General features: G+C 31.9%; 17 protein-coding genes. 7 read left to right on the forward strand and 10 right to left on the reverse strand.

All coding sequences use genetic code 11. From position 1 onward, the window contains the following. Positions 1-43: 43 nt before the first annotated feature. The 9 genes from OC535_RS03900 to OC535_RS03940 form a co-directional block, all read right to left on the reverse strand. Positions 44-3,058 carry a hypothetical protein gene (locus tag OC535_RS03900; RefSeq protein ID WP_498823221.1) on the reverse strand — a complete coding sequence of 1,005 codons (3,015 nt, stop codon included), beginning with the start codon at positions 3,056-3,058 and terminating at the stop codon, positions 44-46. Positions 3,059-3,138: 80 nt separating this feature from the next. Continuing rightward, a complete protein-coding gene (locus OC535_RS03905; RefSeq protein ID WP_498823222.1) occupies positions 3,139-3,858 on the reverse strand; it encodes a hypothetical protein in 720 nt (239 codons plus the stop codon). Then, a complete protein-coding gene (locus tag OC535_RS03910) occupies positions 3,851-4,489 on the reverse strand; it encodes a hypothetical protein (protein WP_498823223.1) in 639 nt (212 codons plus the stop codon). The genes OC535_RS03905 and OC535_RS03910 overlap by 8 nt, the downstream gene beginning before the upstream one ends. Positions 4,490-4,574: 85 nt before the next feature. Next, positions 4,575-8,885, reverse strand: coding sequence for a SpaA isopeptide-forming pilin-related protein (locus OC535_RS03915; protein WP_498823224.1), 4,311 nt, complete (start codon positions 8,883-8,885; stop codon positions 4,575-4,577). Positions 8,886-8,998: 113 nt separating this feature from the next. After that, entirely contained in the window at positions 8,999-9,631 is a 633-nt protein-coding gene (locus tag OC535_RS03920; protein ID WP_498823225.1) for a hypothetical protein, read from the reverse strand. 283 nt (positions 9,632-9,914) lie between these two features. Next, positions 9,915-10,859 carry a ParB/RepB/Spo0J family partition protein gene (locus OC535_RS03925; protein ID WP_498823226.1) on the reverse strand — a complete coding sequence of 315 codons (945 nt, stop codon included), beginning with the start codon at positions 10,857-10,859 and terminating at the stop codon, positions 9,915-9,917. Next, complete coding sequence (locus tag OC535_RS03930) at positions 10,816-11,640, reverse strand: ParA family protein (RefSeq protein ID WP_498823227.1); 825 nt, start codon at positions 11,638-11,640, stop codon at positions 10,816-10,818. The genes OC535_RS03925 and OC535_RS03930 overlap by 44 nt, the downstream gene beginning before the upstream one ends. Positions 11,641-12,031: 391 nt before the next feature. Continuing rightward, positions 12,032-13,030: a GGGtGRT protein gene (locus tag OC535_RS03935; RefSeq protein WP_024720857.1), complete on the reverse strand. Its 999-nt coding sequence runs from the start codon at positions 13,028-13,030 to the stop codon at positions 12,032-12,034. A gap of 15 nt (positions 13,031-13,045) precedes the next feature. After that, the gene (locus OC535_RS03940) at positions 13,046-13,738 is read right to left on the reverse strand and encodes an iron-sulfur cluster assembly scaffold protein (protein ID WP_024720856.1); all 693 of its coding nucleotides are present in this window, start codon (positions 13,736-13,738) and stop codon (positions 13,046-13,048) included. Positions 13,739-14,080: 342 nt separating this feature from the next. On the opposite strand from OC535_RS03940, the gene eno reads away from it, so the two are divergent. From eno to OC535_RS03960, 4 genes are all read left to right on the forward strand, one after another. Next, on the forward strand, positions 14,081-15,370 hold the full coding sequence (gene eno / locus OC535_RS03945) for a phosphopyruvate hydratase (RefSeq protein ID WP_024720855.1): 1,290 nt from the start codon (positions 14,081-14,083) through the stop codon (positions 15,368-15,370). Between the two features lie 84 nt (positions 15,371-15,454). Next, a complete protein-coding gene (nrdI, locus tag OC535_RS03950) occupies positions 15,455-15,802 on the forward strand; it encodes a class Ib ribonucleoside-diphosphate reductase assembly flavoprotein NrdI (RefSeq protein WP_024720854.1) in 348 nt (115 codons plus the stop codon). A 429-nt stretch (positions 15,803-16,231) separates the two neighbouring features. Next, a complete protein-coding gene (locus OC535_RS03955) occupies positions 16,232-16,603 on the forward strand; it encodes a metal-dependent transcriptional regulator (RefSeq protein WP_498823228.1) in 372 nt (123 codons plus the stop codon). Positions 16,604-16,843: 240 nt separating this feature from the next. Beyond that, positions 16,844-17,746: a C45 family autoproteolytic acyltransferase/hydrolase gene (locus OC535_RS03960; RefSeq protein WP_498823229.1), complete on the forward strand. Its 903-nt coding sequence runs from the start codon at positions 16,844-16,846 to the stop codon at positions 17,744-17,746. A 347-nt stretch (positions 17,747-18,093) separates the two neighbouring features. On the opposite strand, the gene OC535_RS03965 is transcribed toward OC535_RS03960, so the two are convergent. After that, positions 18,094-19,392 carry an oligosaccharide flippase family protein gene (locus tag OC535_RS03965; RefSeq protein ID WP_024720851.1) on the reverse strand — a complete coding sequence of 433 codons (1,299 nt, stop codon included), beginning with the start codon at positions 19,390-19,392 and terminating at the stop codon, positions 18,094-18,096. Positions 19,393-19,459: 67 nt separating this feature from the next. Between OC535_RS03965 and OC535_RS03970 the strand changes: the two genes are divergently transcribed. From OC535_RS03970 to OC535_RS03980, 3 genes are all read left to right on the forward strand, one after another. Then, positions 19,460-19,750: a post-transcriptional regulator gene (locus tag OC535_RS03970; RefSeq protein WP_024720850.1), complete on the forward strand. Its 291-nt coding sequence runs from the start codon at positions 19,460-19,462 to the stop codon at positions 19,748-19,750. A 38-nt stretch (positions 19,751-19,788) separates the two neighbouring features. Next, entirely contained in the window at positions 19,789-21,426 is a 1,638-nt protein-coding gene (gene recJ, locus OC535_RS03975) for a single-stranded-DNA-specific exonuclease RecJ (protein WP_498823230.1), read from the forward strand. A 71-nt stretch (positions 21,427-21,497) separates the two neighbouring features. Then, on the forward strand, positions 21,498-22,016 hold the full coding sequence (locus OC535_RS03980) for an adenine phosphoribosyltransferase (RefSeq protein ID WP_498823231.1): 519 nt from the start codon (positions 21,498-21,500) through the stop codon (positions 22,014-22,016). The last annotated feature ends 11 nt before the right edge of the window (positions 22,017-22,027 follow it).

The raw sequence follows: 22,027 nt of genomic DNA on the forward strand, positions 1-22,027 counted from the left end.
TACTGTCTAATTTAATTTGAAAAAAGTTAGTTAAATTAATTCGCTAAACAACATCATGACTGACAATACTAGGTGCTATCTTTTCCATGAGATGATATATTTCTTTAAAATCTTTTTTGTTTGCTTTTGGATGATTAGTAAATACATAATCCTGATATGTTCTATCCACAAGATGATGGATAAGAGAATTTCTAAAATCAGTATCATGAATATACTGTTCATAAAAAATTTTATCATCTTTTTCATATTTTGAAGCATTTTCGATTAGATATTCAGTCACATAGTCAGTCGCTTCATCTATAGAAGTATCACGATCTAGAAGTGCAGGATAAATCATAGAATGTTTTATTTTTTCTTCAAGTAGAGGTACATATTTATCTAGAAGTTCATGTATTGTGTCCTGATTTTGTACGATAGTGGATTCCATGATATTTTCATCAATACTGTTTTCGATTGGTTTTAAAAGATGATCATTTAATGGATTCTCTTTTAAGAGCTGGAGAAGTTCTTCTTTTGAATAGTTTTCAAGCAAAAGAGGGAAGTCATTGTCCTGTAAAACAACATCTTCTTTGTTTTCAATAACACAGTACTGACCAGCACCAATATAAATGGTATCTCCAACATCAAACTGATATTCTTTAGGCTTTTCATTAATAGATTCTACGTTATCTGTTAAATCAGTTGAAATACCTAGTTTCTTTTCTTTAAGATAGCGTTCATGTTCAAGCTGACGTTGCATCTGTTCTTTAAGAAATTCAGGATAGTACTGCTTTTCTTTACTGTTAAGATATCTGTCTGCCGCTATAAGTGAAGAAATCCTTTTAGCAACATCTTCCCATTTTAAAGTGATATCAATCTCATTTTGACCAATTTCTTTTCCTTTTGTTAATTGCAGTCCCTTACTGTCATGAAATTCACTGATAGATCCTATAACCGGATATGTTCCGCCCATACCATATTCATCTTTAAGAAAACGAGCCTTATCTTTTAATGAACCATTTTTCAAAAACTCCTGATAGATACGATACTTACCATTTTCAACGCCACTTCCTCTGACAAGAACACGATTGATTTCCTCCTGTGAAAAGAAAATGCCATTTTGAAGATTTTGTATGTTTTCGTAGACTGCATTTTGCTGTTCTTCTAAAGTTGGAATCTGAACAGCAGGGTCAAAATATCGATTGAGTATCATACCATCTATATAGTGGGCAACATTGCTCCATTGTAAATCCTGACTTGCAACCTGATTATCAAAAGTTCCTAAATAGATATGAAGTCCATCACTTAGAACATCATATCCAAGAGGAACACCATCAACTTCCCATTCTTCTATATGGTCATTGAAAATCGTTTTTGTATATTCAATCTGCATTTCAAAAGAATGAGTTTTAAAAAATTCAATAATTTCAGATGAAGAATAGTTCATTGACGGGCGGTATTGAAATAAATGATAGTCTACATTTCGATTGATAACTTTCTTTTGATAGGCAAGCTGTATGCCAGTCATTCTGTCAACTGGAGATTGGAGATATTCATCATCTTCTATAAGTTTAGCAACATGTTGCTGCAGTTCAAAGAATGACAGAACTGATTCATTTTTTTTATTAAGATAGTTGCCTCGCCATACATGAAACTGATGATTGATTTTTTTGTAGCCAATATAAGAATAATCATTCTTTTCTGGATTTCTAAATGTCTGAACAAGAGTTTCATCATATGCTTCTTCTAAATAGGAAGCTCGTTCCTTTTCGTCGGTATGTTCCTTGAAAAAAAGAACGATTTCTTCTTTTGAATGTTGCAAAGACATATCTTCTCTTAACAGTTGTGGCAGGTCTAATAAATCAAAAGGCGGTAATTGATTTATATTACCACCTGATTGAATGTTTTCTATTGTTTCATCAATGTCTAAATCTAACTGTAGATTATCTCCTTGAGAATAATCTCGTTGGCTGACTGTTTGAGATTGTTCATATGTTGTACCCATTCCATCTGATGAGTCTGTTTGTCTGGAGCTGGATACTTTTTCAGCATTTTCTTCATCAGTGTATCCATTCTCATTTGTGCTTGAGATTCTATTTGTTGAAGGTGCTGATTGAGTTCGTTCTTCGCTTTGAGTGCGAACAGGTGCCCTGGATGGTTCATCTGCAGGTAATCGTATCTCAACCTTGCGTAGTAGCTGTTGAGAATCTGCTGCATTGGACGAAGATTGGGCATTTGATAATCTCCCACTTGTGAATAAGCTATTTCTTTCATTTTGGTTGCTCCTTTCGTTTTCTACGTTTTTATTTTGTATCATTTGTTGATTTTCTTCAAATGTACGAATCATAATTTGTCTTGCAAGTCTAGCAATATCATCTAGTCCAATTTCAGTCAGATCATGAACTGTAGTTCCTAATTGACCAATTGTATCTAACGTATTGAACAGGGTAATGTCATTAAAATCTTCCTCGGTAAAGTCATATTGAGTATCCAGTTGACAACGACTAAATATTTGGTATGCAATAGAGTTTGCACATAGTTGAGTAAATACTCTTTTGATTTCTTGTTCTTCAAGATTTTCAAGATGACTTCCTTGATTGTATTTTATTAATGATGTGACATAATCCTGAGTGTTTTCTTCAGCAATAATTTTTGCCATTTCTATAATCGAATCACTTAATGACTGCGTATTTAGTGGACCATATTTATCATCAATCATTTCTATGATTTCATCTTCATGTTGTAAGTTTATAGACCATAGATGAATAGGCTGATGTTTAGGACTCCATGTATCTTCAATATCAAATACATAACGAAGTTTGTTTGGTTCATTGCTTAATAGTGCAATACCTTTAGAATTTTTCTTAATCCAGCGATTAAGTTTGTTGTTCCATGTATCATATTCAGCACATGCCTTTGCTTCCGGTTTTTGAGCGTAGATGAGAATCTGATCTTCAAAACGATATTTGAATGACCATGATGCAGTATTTAAAAAGTTCATCCATGAAGCAGGGGATGAACTGATGATTTGAGCGTACTCAAACCATAAATTTTGTATTGATTTGTATTTACTAGGCATTGAAACACCTCCTAATTATTACAGTAATAAAAAAGGAACTACAAAGAGTTCCAGAGATTATATAATATTTTGATTGTTAATCATCGCTCAATAGCTTTTTCTTTATTTTCTTTTATTTGTAGCTTGGTTTTTTCAAATTGAAAATGTGATTCAAGACAATCATTTGTTCTTTTCTGATAGTCGTGAAAAGCAGACTTTAATGAAGAAAAGTAATGACCTGATGAGTAGCCATATTGTCTGTTTGGAGTTGTTTCCCATGTAACATATGGACTGGGAGCATTCTTGTTGTAGGCAAGGACAACACTGTTTGTTCCTACATCAGTCGAAGAAATAATGACATAGTTATTAACTTTTTCCTGATAGAGATCCATAACATCAATTTCCTTATAAAACTGTTTCATAAAATTCTTGTCTATATGATTTTGCTTACAGTAGGCAAGATATTTCTGTAAGCCATCGGTATTGTTTATTTCATCTCTCAGTTTATCGATTTGGTACCATACTCCATAATGAGTATCAGCGCTCATTTCTAATATTCTGTAATCATTTTCTAAGTCATTAAATAGAAAATCATCAATATTAAAATCCCAATTTGGTACGTTGTATGAATTTACTTTTTCATTTGTATCTATAGTTACTGAATACATATCTTCTATTTCATTTTTCCTTGATAGATAGCATATATATCTCTTGTCATTTATACCAGAATCTTTTTCAAGAATATAGTCTATCTTTCCATCAAAAATACCTTTTTCCTGTAAGGCAGAAAAGGCTATTTTATATACCTTATTTTTATTCATAATTTTTACCCATTAACTGTTCACGCATAGTTAAATACTGATTAATAACCGATTTGTTTGTTTCAGAAAGTGTACATAAGATTTTCCTGTTTAAGTTATCTAATAAATCCAAGAAATTATCTTCATTATAAACAAAATCAAAGTCTTCAATGATGTCTACAAGATCATCATTACTGTATGTGTTTAACAGTTTATAGTTGATACCATTTTCTTTACAGTATGAAATATAATATTTTATCGAAAAATATTTAAAGAAAATATTACCTTCTAGGGATGAAATATAATTCCATAATCGGATATGAAAATCAAGAGATACATAATTTATATAGTTTTCTTCGCTTTCAATTCTTAAAAGAAAGTATCCTTCTAGATTATTATTATAAAGATCCATGACTGCTTTATCTTCGTCATTTAAATCTATGTCATGAACAGAAATCACAGCTTTAGTTTCTAGTAAAAAAATATAGGCTAAAGAAGGGGTGTCATGTTCATGTACACCAATAGATGTCTGATTTGAATTCTCTTTATCGTTAAATAAGATAAAGTCTACTTCTGGACGATTAAATAATTTACATTCCATAACTTCATTAATAATCATTTTGTTTGCCTGTTTTAGTGTTAAAGTTTCCATTTCATTCATTCCTTTCATTAAATATATTCAGTTAGAAAAGGAGAATCTATTATCTTTAAGATTCTCCAGTTTATTTTGTAAAAAACTATTCATATTCTTTTCTAGTTTTGATTCTGATTATTAATAGTCCTGCTAGACTTAAAATACCAGTAACAACCCAATATTGATATGAGCAGTCATCACCAGTTTTTACCTTAACTGGAAGATGTTCATCATACATAGTAACATGTTGAATATTTCCTGTATCTTCGATTGTAAAGTTAATTGATTCAGCAATCTTATAGCCTTGAGGAGCAGTTTCTTCAATAAGTGTATAGGTTTCACCAACATGTAAGTTTTTAATTAAATGTGGTTCTTTACTTGATGTCCATTCATCGATAGTATTACCATCTTTATCAGTAACTTTTAATTTTGCTCCTTCGATTTCTTTTTTGCTGGTAATATCTTGTTTACTTATTTGAACTTTGATATCTTCATCAATCATTGTAAGAGTGATATCTTCATCTTTTTCAGCTTTAAAAGTTTGTTCCTTGCTTGTTGCATAGCCATCTGGAGTTTTAGTTTCCATTAAAACATATTCTTCTCCAGCGGTTAAGCCACTAATCATATGAGCAGTTTCATTACCATTTAAGTCGATATTTGTATAGGTAGTTGTTCCATCTTTAACAAATAAAAGTCTGTAATCATCACGATCTTTATTTTTAGAAATGCTGTAGCTGACAGTTGAGTCATCTTCATCAATATACATTCCTTCAGCTTTTTGATTTTCCTTGATTTGAGACTTCATATCATCTGTTACATCAAAGATGTGCTGACCAGTTATCCATTTATCTACTATCTGTTTTGTTCTTTTAGAAACAACTGTAAGTTCAGCATTCTTTAGAAGTTTTCCATCTTCTTTTATTTTTGAAACTTCATTGACTGTATCAGTCATTTCAACTTTTTGATTAACCTTATCAAAAGTAACTTCAAATTCTATATCATTTGCTAGATTTAAGCCTAGAGGAGAAAGATCTTCATGAAGTATATAAGATTTTCCTTCTTCAAGATTATTTGCGAAATGTTCTTTTCCTTCTGAAATCCATTCATCAATGATGTTTCCATCTTGATCTAGAATTTGCATTGAAGCGCCAGTTACTTCTTCGCCACCAAGTGTCATTTTTGAAATAGCAACTTGCTTATCTTTCATCGTGATTTTTTGATTGACTTTTTCTTTTGTTACAGTAAATTCAATGTCACTTGATTTAACATATTCTTCAGGAGAAATTTTTTCAGTAAGGATATATGTTTTTCCTTCTTCAAGTCCGCTGATAAAATGACTGTCTTTTGTTGATACCCATTCATCAACAATTTTTTTACTTTCTTTTTCCTTTACAGAAATAGTAGCTCCTTCAATTTCCTTTTCACCAGTGATATCAGTCTTTGTAAAAGATACCTGCTTATCTTTCATGGTGATAGTTTCCAATTCGCTTGAATTCTTAACTGTAAAAATAATATCAGTAGCTTTAACATATCCTTCAGCGCTAATTGTTTCGGTTAAAGTATATGTTTTTCCAACAGTTAGACCTTCAATTGAATGAGGTTTATCATTTGATATCCATTCATCAATAGTTGTTCCAAGCTCATCTTTGACTGTTAAAGTAGCACCTGGAACTTCTTTATCACCAGTAATATCAGTTTTGTTAAATTCAAAATGTGTTGTTTTGTTTTCAATGTTGAATGTTTTGCTATAAAGTTTTGTTTTAGTATCAGTCTGTATGAATGTTACATCATATTTTTTAGAATCTAGAATACATCCGTCAATGGTTTTAACTTCCTGTAAATAATAGGCAGCATCAGATGAACTCATTGGTAAGTTTGTGATTTCTAGCTTTCCATCTTCTGATAGGCTGAATAGTCCGTCTTTAATTTCTTTACCAGCTACTAATGTCGCTCCTGATTCTTTAATAGAGATGTTCTGATCTTTCTTAAATAGAAGAGAACCATCAATAGAGCTGTAGATATTATCTTTTGCTTTTAATTCGAACTGAATTTGTGAAAGATCAGATCTGTCCACTAAATCTTTATCAGTATCTAAATCTGTCACTGTCTTACTGATTTTAATTTCAGCTTTTGGCTGTTCGTTTTTAACTTTTACTGTTAAAATTGGATCTTCATCTTCGTCCATATCGTAATCTCTTGTATTTGTAATTGTAAACTGAACAGGACTATCCAAGTCTAGAAAGCCTTTTGGAGTTTCAATTTCTTCAATTGTATAGTTTCCAGCGTCCAGCTGTAGAGGAAGAGTAACTGTTCCTAGTTCTGTATCTTTTACTGTAACGATATTTTTAGAATTTGTTGTAAAAGTGTCATATTTTTTTCCTGCAACTTTTTGAACAACATAGTTTCCTTCATTGTCTTTAATTTTAAAAGAAGCACCATTTAAAGTCACAGTTTTTCCAGTTTCTTTATCAGTTTTGATAATCTTTAACTGAGAAGTAAAAGGTCTGTTGTTGATGTTAATTCTTTTAACTTGTTCAACATCCTGATATTCAGTGTAGTCATCAGTTACAGAAACAGTAAAATCAGGAGCAGTAATGTAATCTTCAGGTGTTTTTGTTTCTCTTACGATATATTTACCATATGGAATATAAGGGGTATTTGCTTTTCCATTTGTATCAGTAGTGATGACAGCATATACCGTAGCGTTATCCCAGCCAACATGATCAACTTCACTTTTTAAGCGGAAAGTAAACTCAGCTCCTTGAAGTCCTTTAACAAGTCCGGAAATTCCATCTTTTTCTCCTGATTTGAAAACTTGAATCTTTTGCATATTGACACGATTTGTTCCTTTAGCATTTCTTGTTACTTTTGAAACAGTTTGTCCTTCGTAGTCAATAGAAACGTTGATTTTTTCATCACTGATGACTAATGAATCATTGGATTTTGATTCTTGAATATAGTATTTTCCTAGTGGAAGATTGTCCCAGATAATTTTTCCATTTTCATCTGTTTTGGAAGTATATACGACATCATCTTTATCATAAAAGGTGATAGTACCTGCTTTATTCATGATTTTTTCTTTTGCATATAATTTGAATGTTACATTTTTTGCATTTGCGTCACCAAGTAAACCATTTGTTTTTGAAGTATCAATTTCTTTTGTCAGTTCAATTTGACCTGTAGGTTCCTGATCCATAACTGGCTGCACAGATGTCTTATCTTTTTCAACTGTTATTGTAAAAGTATCAGTATTTAAAAGATATCCATCAGGAGCATTTAATTCCTTTAGCTGATATGTTCCAACCAGTAAGTCTTCAATAACTATTTTTCCATTACTTACAGTAACATTTTCATTATATCCTTCATATGATGTTGATTTTAGATTGAATTCAGCACCATCAATCAAATCTTTATTTGTGTTTGTTTTACTGATTTCAATATTTCCAAAATCTAACCATGTGATATTTAAATCAAGATATGCAGGGTCCATAGCCCATGAACCATGTGTTTGTTTATCTCCACCAGGAACAATAGCTAGGGCTGTAAATCTTGCACAGTTTTCTCCGGCAATGTTACCAGTCTGATAGTTTGATGGACTGTTTTTACATGGTGCAGTGAAATAGAAACTTTGACCTCCTCGTACAGTAACAGTTCCTCCAGTCTGTGCATCACCAGTAGTTGCATTGTGTAATGTGACATTGTTTTGTAAAGGAATCTTGATTGTTGAATGACTTCCTCCATTAAAAGTCACTGTATTAGTTTTTTGAGAATTAGTAGCTTTATCATAAGAAGCTTTAAAAGATGCTCTTGTTTGACCGTTGAAACTTGCTTTGCTTGGTTCAGGTAAAGTAGAAATTAAATTATATAATCCTTTAAGACCAATACCTAAGTCTTCAAGTTCATCTAGATTAGCACCACAAAGATCACCACTATAAGCCAGACTTAAAAGTACATGTGTGTAAAGATAGGCTGTTTCTTCATAGTCCAATCCGTCATCAGTTAAGGCACCACAACCTTTGCCGTCATTTGGATTCCCATCCAAACCACCGTTAGCATCGCTTGCTCCTGGTCCACCAAAACCATAGTAAAGCAGTTTTCTTACCATTGAGTTATTTTCGATAACCTGAGAAGTATAAGAACCTGCAACTGGTGTATTCTTACTGGCTTCTAGACAGTAGGACCATTGTCCGTTATACTTGCACATCCATGTAGACCACTGTTTTGTAATAGAAGGGCATTTTCTTCGCCACCATTCAGGATAGGTTATTTCTTTGACCCTTGTAAACTGTTTTGGGACATTAACATCATAGGCATTAACGGTATTACTATTTCCAGAAGTAAATAACATTGTAAATACCATCGTTAATACCAGAAATATTTTACTGATTCGCTTTATAAAATTTTGATTAATCATTTTAATCATTTTCCTTTCTTAATTTTGATAAATAGTTTGATCTAAAATAAAAAAGACAGAATTATATATTTTTCTGTCTAGTTAGCTGATATTTGTTTGTAATGTATAATTTTTTAATCTAAGTCTCCACCTGCAACATATCCAGAATGTTCATATGAATTTCCATGACCTGCTGCAAATAATTTACTGACTGCATCATCAAAAGATTCATGACTTTCTACCATGTAACCACAGTCACATTTAGCAAAATAATACTTTTGTGAGGTAGAAGTATCTTCTTTAGGTTTTTCTTGAGAAGCATTTCCACTGTTTTTATCTGAAACATTTTCTTTTGGAACACTTTGCTGATCTGAATTAGAATTAGTACTTTGATTACTGTTTGCTTTAGAATCAACAGCCTCTATGACCTGATTTGTGTTTGATGATTTTTTTGTTTCAGTTTTATTTGTGTTTGTGTGTTGTTCTTGATTTACAGCTGATTTTTGAGTGATATTTATTTCATTTATTTTTGAACTTTTATTGTTAGTATTAACTTTTTCATTTAAAGAATCATCATTTTTAATTTTATTCTTCTCTAAAGTGTCTTTGGCGCTTGTAGAGTTTTCTTGTTTGATGTCATATTCATATACAGTTTCTCCAGTTGCATTTTTTGATTTAGTTGCTGATTTATTATTTGTATTTGTCTGATGACAGCCTACTAAAAAACCAGCAAAAACTAACAGTAGAATTATTTTTTTCTTGCTCATATGAAAACCTCCATTCTTTATGCTTATTTAAAATAATTTCTAATTTGATTTTACTTCTATCGATTTTAAATAACGAATGTATGAATAATTATAACTTCTCAAATAAATAACAATTATAACTATATAATTATACTTATATTAAACATTCTTTTCGGTTAGTAGAAAGGGGGTTTTAGGGGGAAAACACAGTCACGTTTTTGGACGAAAAAGGGCGTACATTCCCCAGATGTACGGAAAATCACTGAAATCCTAGTCACATGTACAAAATTTTTAATCGTACATTTTATCTTTCCATTGATTTTTCTTTCTTCTTTGCCCAGTCACCTAGCAGTTTGATAATTAAATCCTTCTTTTGCTTAGGTGTGTAAGATTTTGGAAAATATTTATTAATTTCCTCCATCTTGAGACTGAGTTTTTCTTTCTGATTTGGCTTGTCAGTAAGCAGCATATCCATCATCTTGTCAATATCAAGTTTCTCGCTTTGACTGAGTCTTTTCAGTTCCTGACTTTGAGCAAGAGAAGGGGTTGCTAGAGTATCATTAATACATTGAACCAGATCATTTTGTTCTTTTACTGTCAGAAAAGACAGTTCATAGGCAGGATTCATGGCTATTTTGAATCCATCTTCACTTACACCATCTATCATATCTCGTAAAGGTTTAACAAGATAGGTAAGTCTAATATATCGCTGTATTTGATTGCGACTTTCTCCAACTTGTTCGGCTAGTAATTGGTCTGAACGAATATTTGTCCCAACTTGGGACAAATTTTTAGTAGGTCTACCTGCTTGTCTTTTCATTGCATCTAATTTCATCTTATAGGCAAATCCACGCTCACTTGGTAAAATATTTTCCCTTTGAATATTGGAATCAACCATAATAATAGTTGCCTGATCATCATCCAAGTCACGTACAATAGCGTCAATTTCTATCTTACCGAGCTGTTGCATCGCAAACTTACGTCTATGTCCGGATACCATTTCATATCCATCATTGTCTTTATTAGGTCTAACAAGTACGGGTACAAGAATTCCATTTTCCTGTATACTTTCGATTAATGAGTTCATTTCTTCATCCATTCTTACATTAAATGGATGCTGTTTAAAATCACTAATCTGATGAATAGGTATCTTTATGACTTTTTCAAGCTTTGCATCTTGACGCTGTTCTTCCGTTGTAAATAGATCATCGAGAGAATTGGTGTTTAGTTTTGGTAATGTTCTTGCCAATTTGTTCAACCTCCTTTGCGAGTCTTTGATAGGCTAGGGTAGATTCAGAAGTAGGGGCATACTTTACTGGACTCTGTCCAGTTAATGATGCTTCACTCGTTTTTACTACACGTGGTATTTCGGTTTTAAAGACATGAATGTGCTGACCATAGATTTCTCTTACTTCATTTGCAATATGCTTTGAAAGATTGGTTCTTGCATCTGTCATGGTAATTAAGATGCCATCAATCTTTAAGTCAGGATTGATCTGCTTTTTTGCAGTAGCAATCGTATGAAGCAGGTCATTTAAACCATCACATGCATAAGGCTCAGCCTGAACTGGAATAATAATACTGTCAGCAGCAACTAAACCATTAATCGTAAAGAGATTGAGGGCAGGGTTGCTGTCTATGAGGATGTAGTCATAATCTTCCTTCACCTTATCAAGAACACGCTTAAAAATTGTTTCTCGACTCATGACACTGGATAGCTGAATATCAGCGCCAGATAATGAAATATTTGATGGTAATAGGTCAAAGTTCTCATCTGTATGAATAATGGCATCTCTGTAATCCATATCTCCTTCATTGATTTCATTGAACAGAACATCCTTAATGCTGTACTTATAGGAACTTGAATCTCTGTATCCTAGACCCTTTGTCAGGCTGCCTTGAGGATCAAAGTCTACAATTAAAACTTTCTTGTTGTCATTTGCTAGACATGCTCCTAAAGAGACTGAAGTCACTGTTTTTCCAACACCTCCTTTCTGATTTGTTATCGCAATAACTTTGTTTTTATGCATAATAAAAAACTCCTTTCACATAGTTGAATTTGTTATTTTCCGACTATGTAAAAAGGAGTTCAAAATAATTTGTTAGTAACGTGTTAGTAACCGAAAACAACCCACGAAGTCCAAAACGCTCCCACTGCGCTCCCACCGGTTTTTCGTAAATCGAAAAAGCGTTGATAAACAGGGAATAATTTAAAATCGAATTTGTTAGTAACGTGTTAGTAATTTGTTAGTAACTGTGTTAGTAACGTGTTAGTAACGTGTTAGTAACCGAAAAAATCCTTCGGAGTTTCATAAAGTTTCAGGGCGTTTTTTTAAGAAAAGCCGAAAATCAGGGACTATGAGAAAATTAAAAAAACCTTGATTATATCAAGGTTTTTTAAGGATTTGTGTTTGCAGTCAATTATTTACAAGCTTCTTCGATTGCTACGGCAACAGCAACAGTTGCACCAACCATTGGGTTGTTACCCATACCGATTAATCCCATCATTTCTACGTGTGCAGGAACTGATGAAGAACCAGCAAATTGTGCATCACTGTGCATACGTCCCATAGTATCTGTCATACCATAAGAAGCAGGACCAGCAGCCATATTATCAGGGTGTAAAGTACGTCCAGTTCCTCCACCAGAAGCAACTGAGAAATATTTTTTACCTTGTTCAATACATTCTTTTTTATATGTTCCAGCAACAGGATGTTGGAAACGAGTAGGGTTAGTAGAGTTACCAGTAATTGATACGTCTACACCTTCTTTATGCATAATTGCAACACCTTCTCTAACATCATCAGCACCATAGCAGTTAACTTTAGCACGAGGTCCGTCTGAGTAAGCTGTTCTTGATAATTCTTTTACTTCACCTGTAAAATAATCGAATTGAGTTTCCACGTAAGTGAATCCGTTAATTCTTGAGATAATTTTAGCAGCATCTTTTCCTAAACCGTTTAAGATAACTCTTAATGGTTTTGTTCTAACTTTATTAGCTTTTTCAGCAATTTTGATTGCACCTTCAGCAGCAGCGAAAGATTCATGACCTGCTAAGAAAGCAAAACATTCAGTTTTTTCATCTAATAACATAGAACCTAAGTTACCATGTCCTAATCCAACTTTACGATCATCAGCAACTGATCCTGGAATACAGAATGATTGTAAACCAATACCGATTGTTTTAGCAGCTTCTACTGCTTTAGTATCTCCATTTTTGATAGCCATTGCTGCACCTACAGTGTAAGCCCAACAAGCATTTTCAAAACAAATTGGTTGTGTTGATTTTACGATTTCGTAAACATCAATACCTTTTTCATCGCAGATAGCTTTAGCTTCTTCGATTGATTTGATATCAAATTTTGCTAATGCAGCGTTAATTTGATCAATTCTTCTTTCATAACTTTCAAATAATGCCATTTTAGTACCCTCCTATTATTCCTTTCTTGGATCGATGTACTTAGCAGCATCATTAAATCTACCGTAAGTACCAGTAGCTTCCTTGATTGCTTCATTAGCATCTTTTCCAGCTTTAACCATATCCATCATTCTACCTAAATTTGTAAATTCATAACCGATGATTTCATCATTTTCATCTAAAGCGATCTTATTGATGTATCCTTCAGTTAATTCTAGGTAACGAGGGCCTTTAGCTTTTGTAGAGTAAGAAGTACCAGTCATACTTCTTAGACCTTTTCCTAAATCTTCCAATCCAGCTCCTACAGGTAATCCATTTTCAGAGAATGCAGATTGAGTACGTCCATATACGATTTGTAAGAATAATTCTCTCATTGCAGTATTAATAGCATCACAAACTAAATCAGTATTTAAACCTTCTAATAAAGTTTTACCAACTAATGCTTCTGAAGCCATTGCTGCAGAATGAGTCATTCCTGAACACCCAATTGTTTCAATTAGTGCTTCTTCAATAATCCCTTCTTTAACGTTTAATGTTAATTTGCAGGCACCTTGTTGAGGAGCACACCAACCAATACCGTGTGTTAATCCAGAGATATCTTTAATTTCTCTAGAATATACCCATTTTCCTTCTTCAGGAATTGGAGCACAACCATGTGATGCACCTTGTTTGACACAACACATTTCTTCTACTTCATGTGAATAAATCATTTTTTCTAACTCCCTTCGTGTTTTCGATTATAAATAGCTAGTCACACTATTTAAGGCGAACTAAAATCACCTGAGTAAAGTATAGAATAAAGCAGAGTTAAAGTCAATGAAACATCAATGATAAAAAAATAAATTCGACATTTTTTTTTGATAAAAGACATACAAGATAGTTTATTATATGATTCTTGGGAGAAATTAAATTTTATAATATTTTGCTTGCAAAGAAGGTTAGATTGTGCTAACTTATTAGTAGTTAGGTTTTTCTAACTTCATGTGAATAAATGATTTTTTCTATAGGCTTAGTCACCCTATAAGAAAGAATCAAAGAGGAGGAAATTATAGATGAGTAAAATTAAAACTATTTATGCTCGTGAAGTATTAGATTCACGTGGTAATCCTACTGTAGAGGTTGAAGTTACTACAGAAAAAGGTGCATTTGGTAGTGCAATCGTACCTAGTGGTGCATCTACTGGAATTTATGAAGCCGTTGAATTAAGAGACGGTGATAAATCTCGTTATTTAGGTAAAGGTGTTGCTAACGCTGTAAAAAATGCAAATGAGATTATTGCTCCTGCATTAGTAGGTGAAGATGTTTTTGAACAAAGAAAGATCGATCAAATGATGATTGATTTAGATGGTACTGATAATAAAGGGAAATTAGGAGCTAATGCTATTTTAGGTGTTTCTTTAGCTGTTGCTAAAGCTGCTGCTAATGAATTAGATGTACCTTTATATCGTTATATCGGTGGTTCTAATGCGCATGTTCTTCCAACCCCAATGATGAATATTATTAATGGTGGAGCTCATGCTGATAACAATGTGGATTTCCAAGAATTCATGATCATGCCAGTGAGTGCACCAACTTTTAAAGAAGCAATCAGAATGGGTGCAGAAGTTTTCCATTCTTTAAAAGCTGTTTTACATGGAAAAGGATTAAATACAGCTGTTGGTGATGAAGGTGGATTTGCACCAAACTTAGCTTCAAATGAAGATGCTATCAAGACAATCATCGAAGCAATTGAAAAAGCTGGTTATAAACCTGGTGAAGATGTTAAATTAGCTATGGATGTTGCCAGCAGCGAATTCTATAAAGATGGTAAATATGTATTACCAGGTGAAAATAACAAATCATTCACTTCAAAAGAATTAGTTGATTTTTATGCTGAATTATGTGCTAAATATCCAATTATCTCAATCGAAGATGGTTTAGACCAAGATGATTGGGAAGGTTGGGATTACTTAACTGAAAAATTAGGTGATAAAGTACAATTAGTTGGAGATGATTTCTTTGTAACTAACACTAAACGTTTAGAACAAGGAATTGCACGCGGTGTTGCTAATTCAATCTTGATCAAAGTTAACCAAATCGGTACTTTAACAGAAACATTAGAAGCAATTGAAATGGCTCAAAAAGCTAATTATACAGCTGTTGTTTCACATCGTTCTGGAGAAACAGAAGATACAACTATTGCTGATATTGCTGTGGCAACTAATGCTGGTCAAATTAAAACTGGTTCTGCATCAAGAACAGATCGTATTGCTAAATATAATCAATTAATCAGAATTGAAGATCGTTTAGGTAAAGAAAGTAAATATTCTGGATTAACTGGATTTTATCAATTAGATAAATAATTTAAAAAAATACTTGCATAATTAGTTAGCGTATGCTAACATATAGATAGTTAGTTAATGCTAACTATAGAAAAGGAGAAGAGTATGAAAGTAGTATATGCCTCAAGAACAGGAAATGTGCAAAGTATCATTGATCAACTAGATAATGATTCTTTAGAAATCAGTTCTGGTGATGAAGTAGTAGAAGAACCATATATTTTATTTACTTATACTGATGGTTTTGGAGATGTACCTCCAGAAGTAGAATCATTCTTAGAAAACAATGGCCAAAATATTAAAGGTGTCGTTGTTAGTGGTGATCAAGGATATGGTGAAGCATACTGTAAAGCAGGTGATGTCATCGCTGAACAATACAACGTTCCTTGTCTATACAAAGTCGAGAATGCTGGAACAGACGAAGATATTACAAAAATCAAAGAATTAGTTAAATAATATAATAAATCTATGTTTGATTAATATCCCAATGCCTACACAATAATTTTCAAATCTTAGTAATATTAATCAGCTTTAATATATATCTAAAATATCTAAACTTACCTTTTTCTTGACACAAAGATATATATATTCCCGTTGAAAATAGTATGAAATATTTGTGATATCGGTAGGCTTCTTGATTAACTTATTATGTTTTAACCTTCAAAAACATAATAGTAAAAAATAAATCATTTATAAATAACCTTCAAGTCTTATGATTTATTTTTAGTCAAATATGAACAAAATTAGGGTCCACATCCAATATATTGATATCAATAATTTAGCCATTATAATTATCAATTTCCTAATTGTTCATCGATAAAACCAGATTAATCTGGTTTTATTTTTTTCGATTTATTGGTATACTAATAATGGAGGTTGTTATTCATGCATGAATCAGGAGAAATGTATTTAGAAACAATACTAATTTTAAAAAATAAAAATGAGTATGTTCGTTCAATCGATATTGCAAGACAATTAGGTTTTAGTAAACCTAGTGTTAGCCGTGGAATTGGAATTTTAAAAACTGATGGATATATTACAGTTAATGATAAAGGGTATATCGATTTAACAGACAAAGGAAGAGACAGAGCTAATTTTATTTATGAAAAGCATCAAATTTTAACTGAGTTTTTGATGAATACAGCAAGTGTTACTAAAGAAATTGCTGAAGGTGATGCTTGTAAGATCGAACACATTATCAGTGATGAGGTATTTGATGGAATCAAAAAATTTCTAAATACAGAGGATAAAACGTAAGAATTTTCTTACGTTTTATTGTGCTTAAATTAAATGATTGACAATAATTTTTTATTGATCTATTCTTGATTTATGAGTTACCGGCAACTCTAAAAAAGGAGTGAAGAATAACTATGTATCATGAAAGATTTAAAGGAACCCATTATGAAATAGGTATAAATAGGGGTAGTAGATTACTAAAAAATAATCGTTGCTTTCTAGACAACGTTCCATTTGAAATAACAAAAGAAAGAAGGGACTTTGCTTTACAATGCTTGCCATTATATCAAAAAATATTTTCCCGAAATCATTGAAGAAATCAAAGGAATCGTCGCTAGTCAACAATGTTCGTTTGAAGCAGTATGTGCAGTATTGTTCAGTATGTATTGTATCTTACCTGAAGCTCATTGTTCTTGTTTTGTAATAAAAAATGAACAGGAATTATTATTTGGACGAAATAGTGATTTTTTACCAGAAATCGAAAAATTATCTAGTAATTGTATTTATCGATTTAATGGTGATTCATACGCTTTTACTGGGAATACCACAGCATGTGTGGAAATAGAAGATGGTATCAATGAGCATGCTTTAGCAATCGGTCTGACTTCTGTTTATCCAACTGTTAAACAGCCTGGATTGAATGCGGGAATGTTATTGCGGTTATTTTTAGAAAAGTGTAAAACGGTAGATGAAGTAATTGCATTGATCAAAACGTTACCCATTGCTTCAAGTCAAACTTTTACTTTGGCTGATGCCAGTGGAAAGATAGCTGTAATTGAATGTAACGCTGAAAAAATCGAGATTATTACCGATAGTAAGTATGTTTGGGCAACAAATTTATTTCATAATGATAAAATGAAGCTTTATAATAATTATATTAATGATGATTGGGACGCTGAGCGTCGTTATTTAACGATAAGAAATGCTTTATTAAATGAACAAATTAAAACATTTGATGATGTTGCTGATCTATTGTCTGGAAAGTACGGTTTTATTTGTCAGTATGATCGTAGTATGAACAAAGATACAGTCTGGTCAGTAATATATGATTTAAAGAATAAAAAAATTTATCGCGTAGAAGGTAATCCATCACGTAAAAAATTTATTGAAGATAAAAGATTTAAATTGGATTGGAAACTGTTCTATGCAGCTAGTATCATTTAAAACAGATAGTAATCTAGAAATAGATAGCTATCTGTTTTGATAAAAAGTATTTATATTAAAAAAAGCTAAATTTGTCCTTTTTAAAAATACTACATATATGATGGTATTAAATAAAGATATATATAGGTAGTTTATTTACAATTACGCAGGTAGAAAAATCTTAATAATATTTTAATATGATCATTTATTATAAGTATAAAGATGATCAGATTAAAAATCGGTAAAGTAACATTGGGGATAAAATTCAAGACGCAAGGATAGTGATCAAATAAGCAATATTTTATTCATTTATCAGCGCTCTCAACTAATTTTAAATAATGATCGATATAAGCTAAATTATGCAGTTTTTAATTAGAGATAAATAAATATTTATAACAGGCAGCAGCACTAATGATCAAAGTAATCAATAACCCGACTAGTAAACTGATTGCGATACTGAAGACACCTAAATAATGACTCAATACATATACTAATATTATTTCGCTGGTACATTCAATAATACTGCTGATAAACATTAGTTTATTACGATTTAGTGCTTGTAATAAAGCGCTAAGCGGGGTTTGAAGGTAAAAGATCGTAAAAGGAATAGCCATATATTTAAGATAATTAGCACCACTAGTCGTATTATATAAGAGCTTTAAACAGAATTCAGGAATAAAATAAAAAATCAAGGTAAAAGGGATGCTGATCAAAAAACTTCCTAGTAAAGCTAAAAATATATGTTTTCTAGCCAAAAATATTTTTTTATAGACAACATCATCAGTAATGATTGGTAAAAATAGCCGATAGACAACATTATTAAAAAAAGTCGGGGTAACCAATAAAGAAATAACATAACCACTAATGATCGCATATTGTTGATGAATAGTACTTTCACTTAGATTAAATTTAGTTAATACATAAACCAGGGTAATTGGCTCTAAAAAAGAAACAATACAGTGATATAGTCTGGAACCAGTTAACGGCATCGCAATATTCAACATATCTTTTATTTGTAAGTTATTAATAATGCTTTGTTTACTAAAAGTAGTGATTTTATGATTTTTTAAACGAGTTGAAAGATAAATAATCGAGCTTAATTCTCCCACTGACATAGCTAATGTGGCAAAACTTACTAAATAAGTATCTGCCAAAAAAGAGAATTGTTTGATCATTAAATAACTGAAACTTAAACGGGCTATTTCTTCAATAAAACCAGCTTTTGCAACAAGATAAACATTTTGCTGGGCTAAAAAATAATTTTTGATGATACCGCTTATTCCCACTAAAGGAATAAACAGGGCTAATGATAGTAAAGGATAAAAGGCACCCTCATTTTTTAATAAATTATGACTAATAAATTTTGAAGCAAATAGCAGGGTGCTCATTACAATGACACATGTAAAAAGACAGATCGTAAAAGCAGAAATAACAATTTTTTTATTACTATATTTAGGATTAGCTACTAATCTGAATACTGCTGAAGGAATTCCTAACTGTCCTAAAGTAATACATAAAGATACTGTAGGCATAACTAAGATATATAGCGCCATAGCATCACTGCTTAATTGACGTGCTAAAACCATTCTATTAAGAATACTGAATAATTTTGCGATGGCAGAACTAGCGGAAAGAATGATAAATGAATTTATTAGTTTTCTTTTCATAAAGCACTTCCTTTCTGATGAATTTTGTCATATAATATGTAAGTGACTTTGAAATGGAGGGCTGTAAGTGGAATCGAGTAACGATTTTAAATTTAATAAACGTGATCTTAATTTTTTAATTAAATTAAAAGCCCGTGACTTTAAACAACAAAATATTCACAATATTTCTGAACAGCAAATAAAAGATTATTTGTTTGAACGAAAATGGAAACAAAGAGATGCTATTCCAATGTGTGAAATTATTGATGATATCATGAGTCTTGATTTTTCGGAAATATTTGATTATTTAAGTTTACAAGTAGTAAAAGAAGCATCTCGTTTGAGTATAAATGATTTTTCAGATTTAATTTCAAAATAGTTGCTGATGCAACTATTTTTGTTTGAGAGGAGGACTTTATGGAGTGGCAGATCATAAATAATTTAGACTACAAACACTATATGCAAGAATATAATATAAATTCACTTTTAGCGAAGATTTTTGCTTATAAAAATTATTCTTCGCAACAAATTGAAGCAATGCTTTCAAATCGTTTGATATATCATGATTTTTCATTGTTTTCAGAAGCAGAGCTGACATTAGAAAGAATTAATGAAGCAATCGCCAACAAAGAAAAAATTTGTATTTACGGTGACTATGACTGTGATGGTATTCTAGCGACATCAATTTTAGTAGATGCTTTTAGACAGTTAGGCATCGAAGTTGGTTTTCATATCCCTAATCGTTTACAAGATGGATATGGTTTAAATAAACAGCGCGTTGAACAGATGGCAGCAAAAGGTTATACACTTATCATTACTGTTGATAATGGAATAAAAGCCTATGAGGCAATTGAAAGAGCCAATGAACTGGGGATCGATGTAATCGTCACTGATCATCATAATTACGATGATCAATTACCAGATGCCTTTTCAATCATTCATGCTAAGATTTCCCCTGATTATCCTTATAAAGAAATATCAGGAGGATTCGTGGCGTACAAATTAGCTAGTGCGTTATTAAAAAAACATGATAAATATTTATTTTGTTTAGCGGCAATAACAACTATTTCCGACATGATGCCTTTATTAGATGAAAACCGGGCATTAGTTAAAAGAGCATTAGAATTTATGAAGGAAAATCAATATCCCCAATTAGAATTGTTACTTGGTGGTAATCAAAAATATAACGTTACTAGTATTGGCTTTATATTAGCCCCTAAAATCAATTCATTTGGACGCCTTAGTGAAATTATTAATCCTAATCATCTAGTTAAATATTTTCGCCAAGACGCATCGATCGGGCTATTAACAGCAGTAAGTTCGAAAGCTGTTGAAGTCAACGCTAAAAGACAAGAATTGACAAATAAGCAGTATCAGGAGGTTCTTGCCGCAGTTGACGTAAATGATAAATTTTTATATAGCTATCAAAATGAAGTTCATGAAGGCTTGATCGGTTTGGTGGCTGGCAAGTACACTCGTCAATATAATCGGCCAAGTTTTGTCATGAGTCTTGATAAGGAAAAAAATATGTATAAAGGCAGTGCTAGAGGAATCGAAGGCTTATCTTTAAGCAGTATTTTTAAGCAGGTTGAAGATGTTTTGGATAATTATGGCGGTCATGCTCTTGCGGGTGGTTTTAGTGTATCTGTTGATAATGTAGAAATTCTTAAATCTAAGCTAACAAGATATTTAGAAGAACAGTTAGAAAACTATCAGCCGCCGTTAGTTGAGGTATTAGAAGTTTCAGAAGATGAAATTAGTAAAAATGCTGTAAAACAGTTAGAACTTTTAGAACCCTTAGGTAATGGCAATGAAGAAGTCTGTTTCTATGCAAAGAACTTATCAGTTAAAAAAGTAACGCCTTTATCGAATGGGAAACATCTTCGTTTTGATCTTGAATTACCAAAAGTACGGGGCCAAGCGTTATATTTTAATCATGGTGAATTGTATGAACAGTATAAAGATATTGAAAAGATTAATGTGGTTGGGAAGTTTAGTATCAATGTTTTTAATAATTTTGAATCTGTAAATATAATTATTGAGGGAATTAAATAGTTTTAATTAATGTATAAAAATGTTATAATTGAATATCATAAGGCATGGTTGTAAAGGAGAAGATATAAAAAATGGATTTAACTAAATATGTAGCTGATATAAAGGATTTTCCAGAAGAAGGAATTATTTTTAGAGATGTAACGCCTTTAATGCAGGATAAAGATGCATTTAAAGAAACGATCAATAAATTTGTTGACTGGACTAATACTTTAGAGACAAAAGTTGATGTTGTTGCGGGACCAGAAGCACGGGGATTTTTATTTGGCTGTCCGGTAGCTTATAAGATCGATGCAGGCTTTGTACCAGTTAGAAAACCTGGTAAATTACCACGAGAAACAATAAGTGAAACATATGCATTAGAGTATGGAACAAACGAAGTTCATATTCATGCTGATAGTATCAAGCCAAATCAAAATATTATTATTGTTGATGATTTGCTTGCAACCGGTGGAACTGTTGAAGCAACTGTTAAATTGGTCGAAAAATTAGGTGGTAAAGTAATTGGAATTGCATTTTTAATTGAACTGGAAGAATTAAAAGGACGTGAAAGATTACAAGGTTATAATGTTTATTCATTATTGAAATATTAAAAAGAGCTAAG

Source organism: Clostridium sp. Marseille-Q5894 (assembly GCF_946902305.1).
GTDB lineage: Bacteria > Bacillota_I > Bacilli_A > Erysipelotrichales > Coprobacillaceae > Thomasclavelia.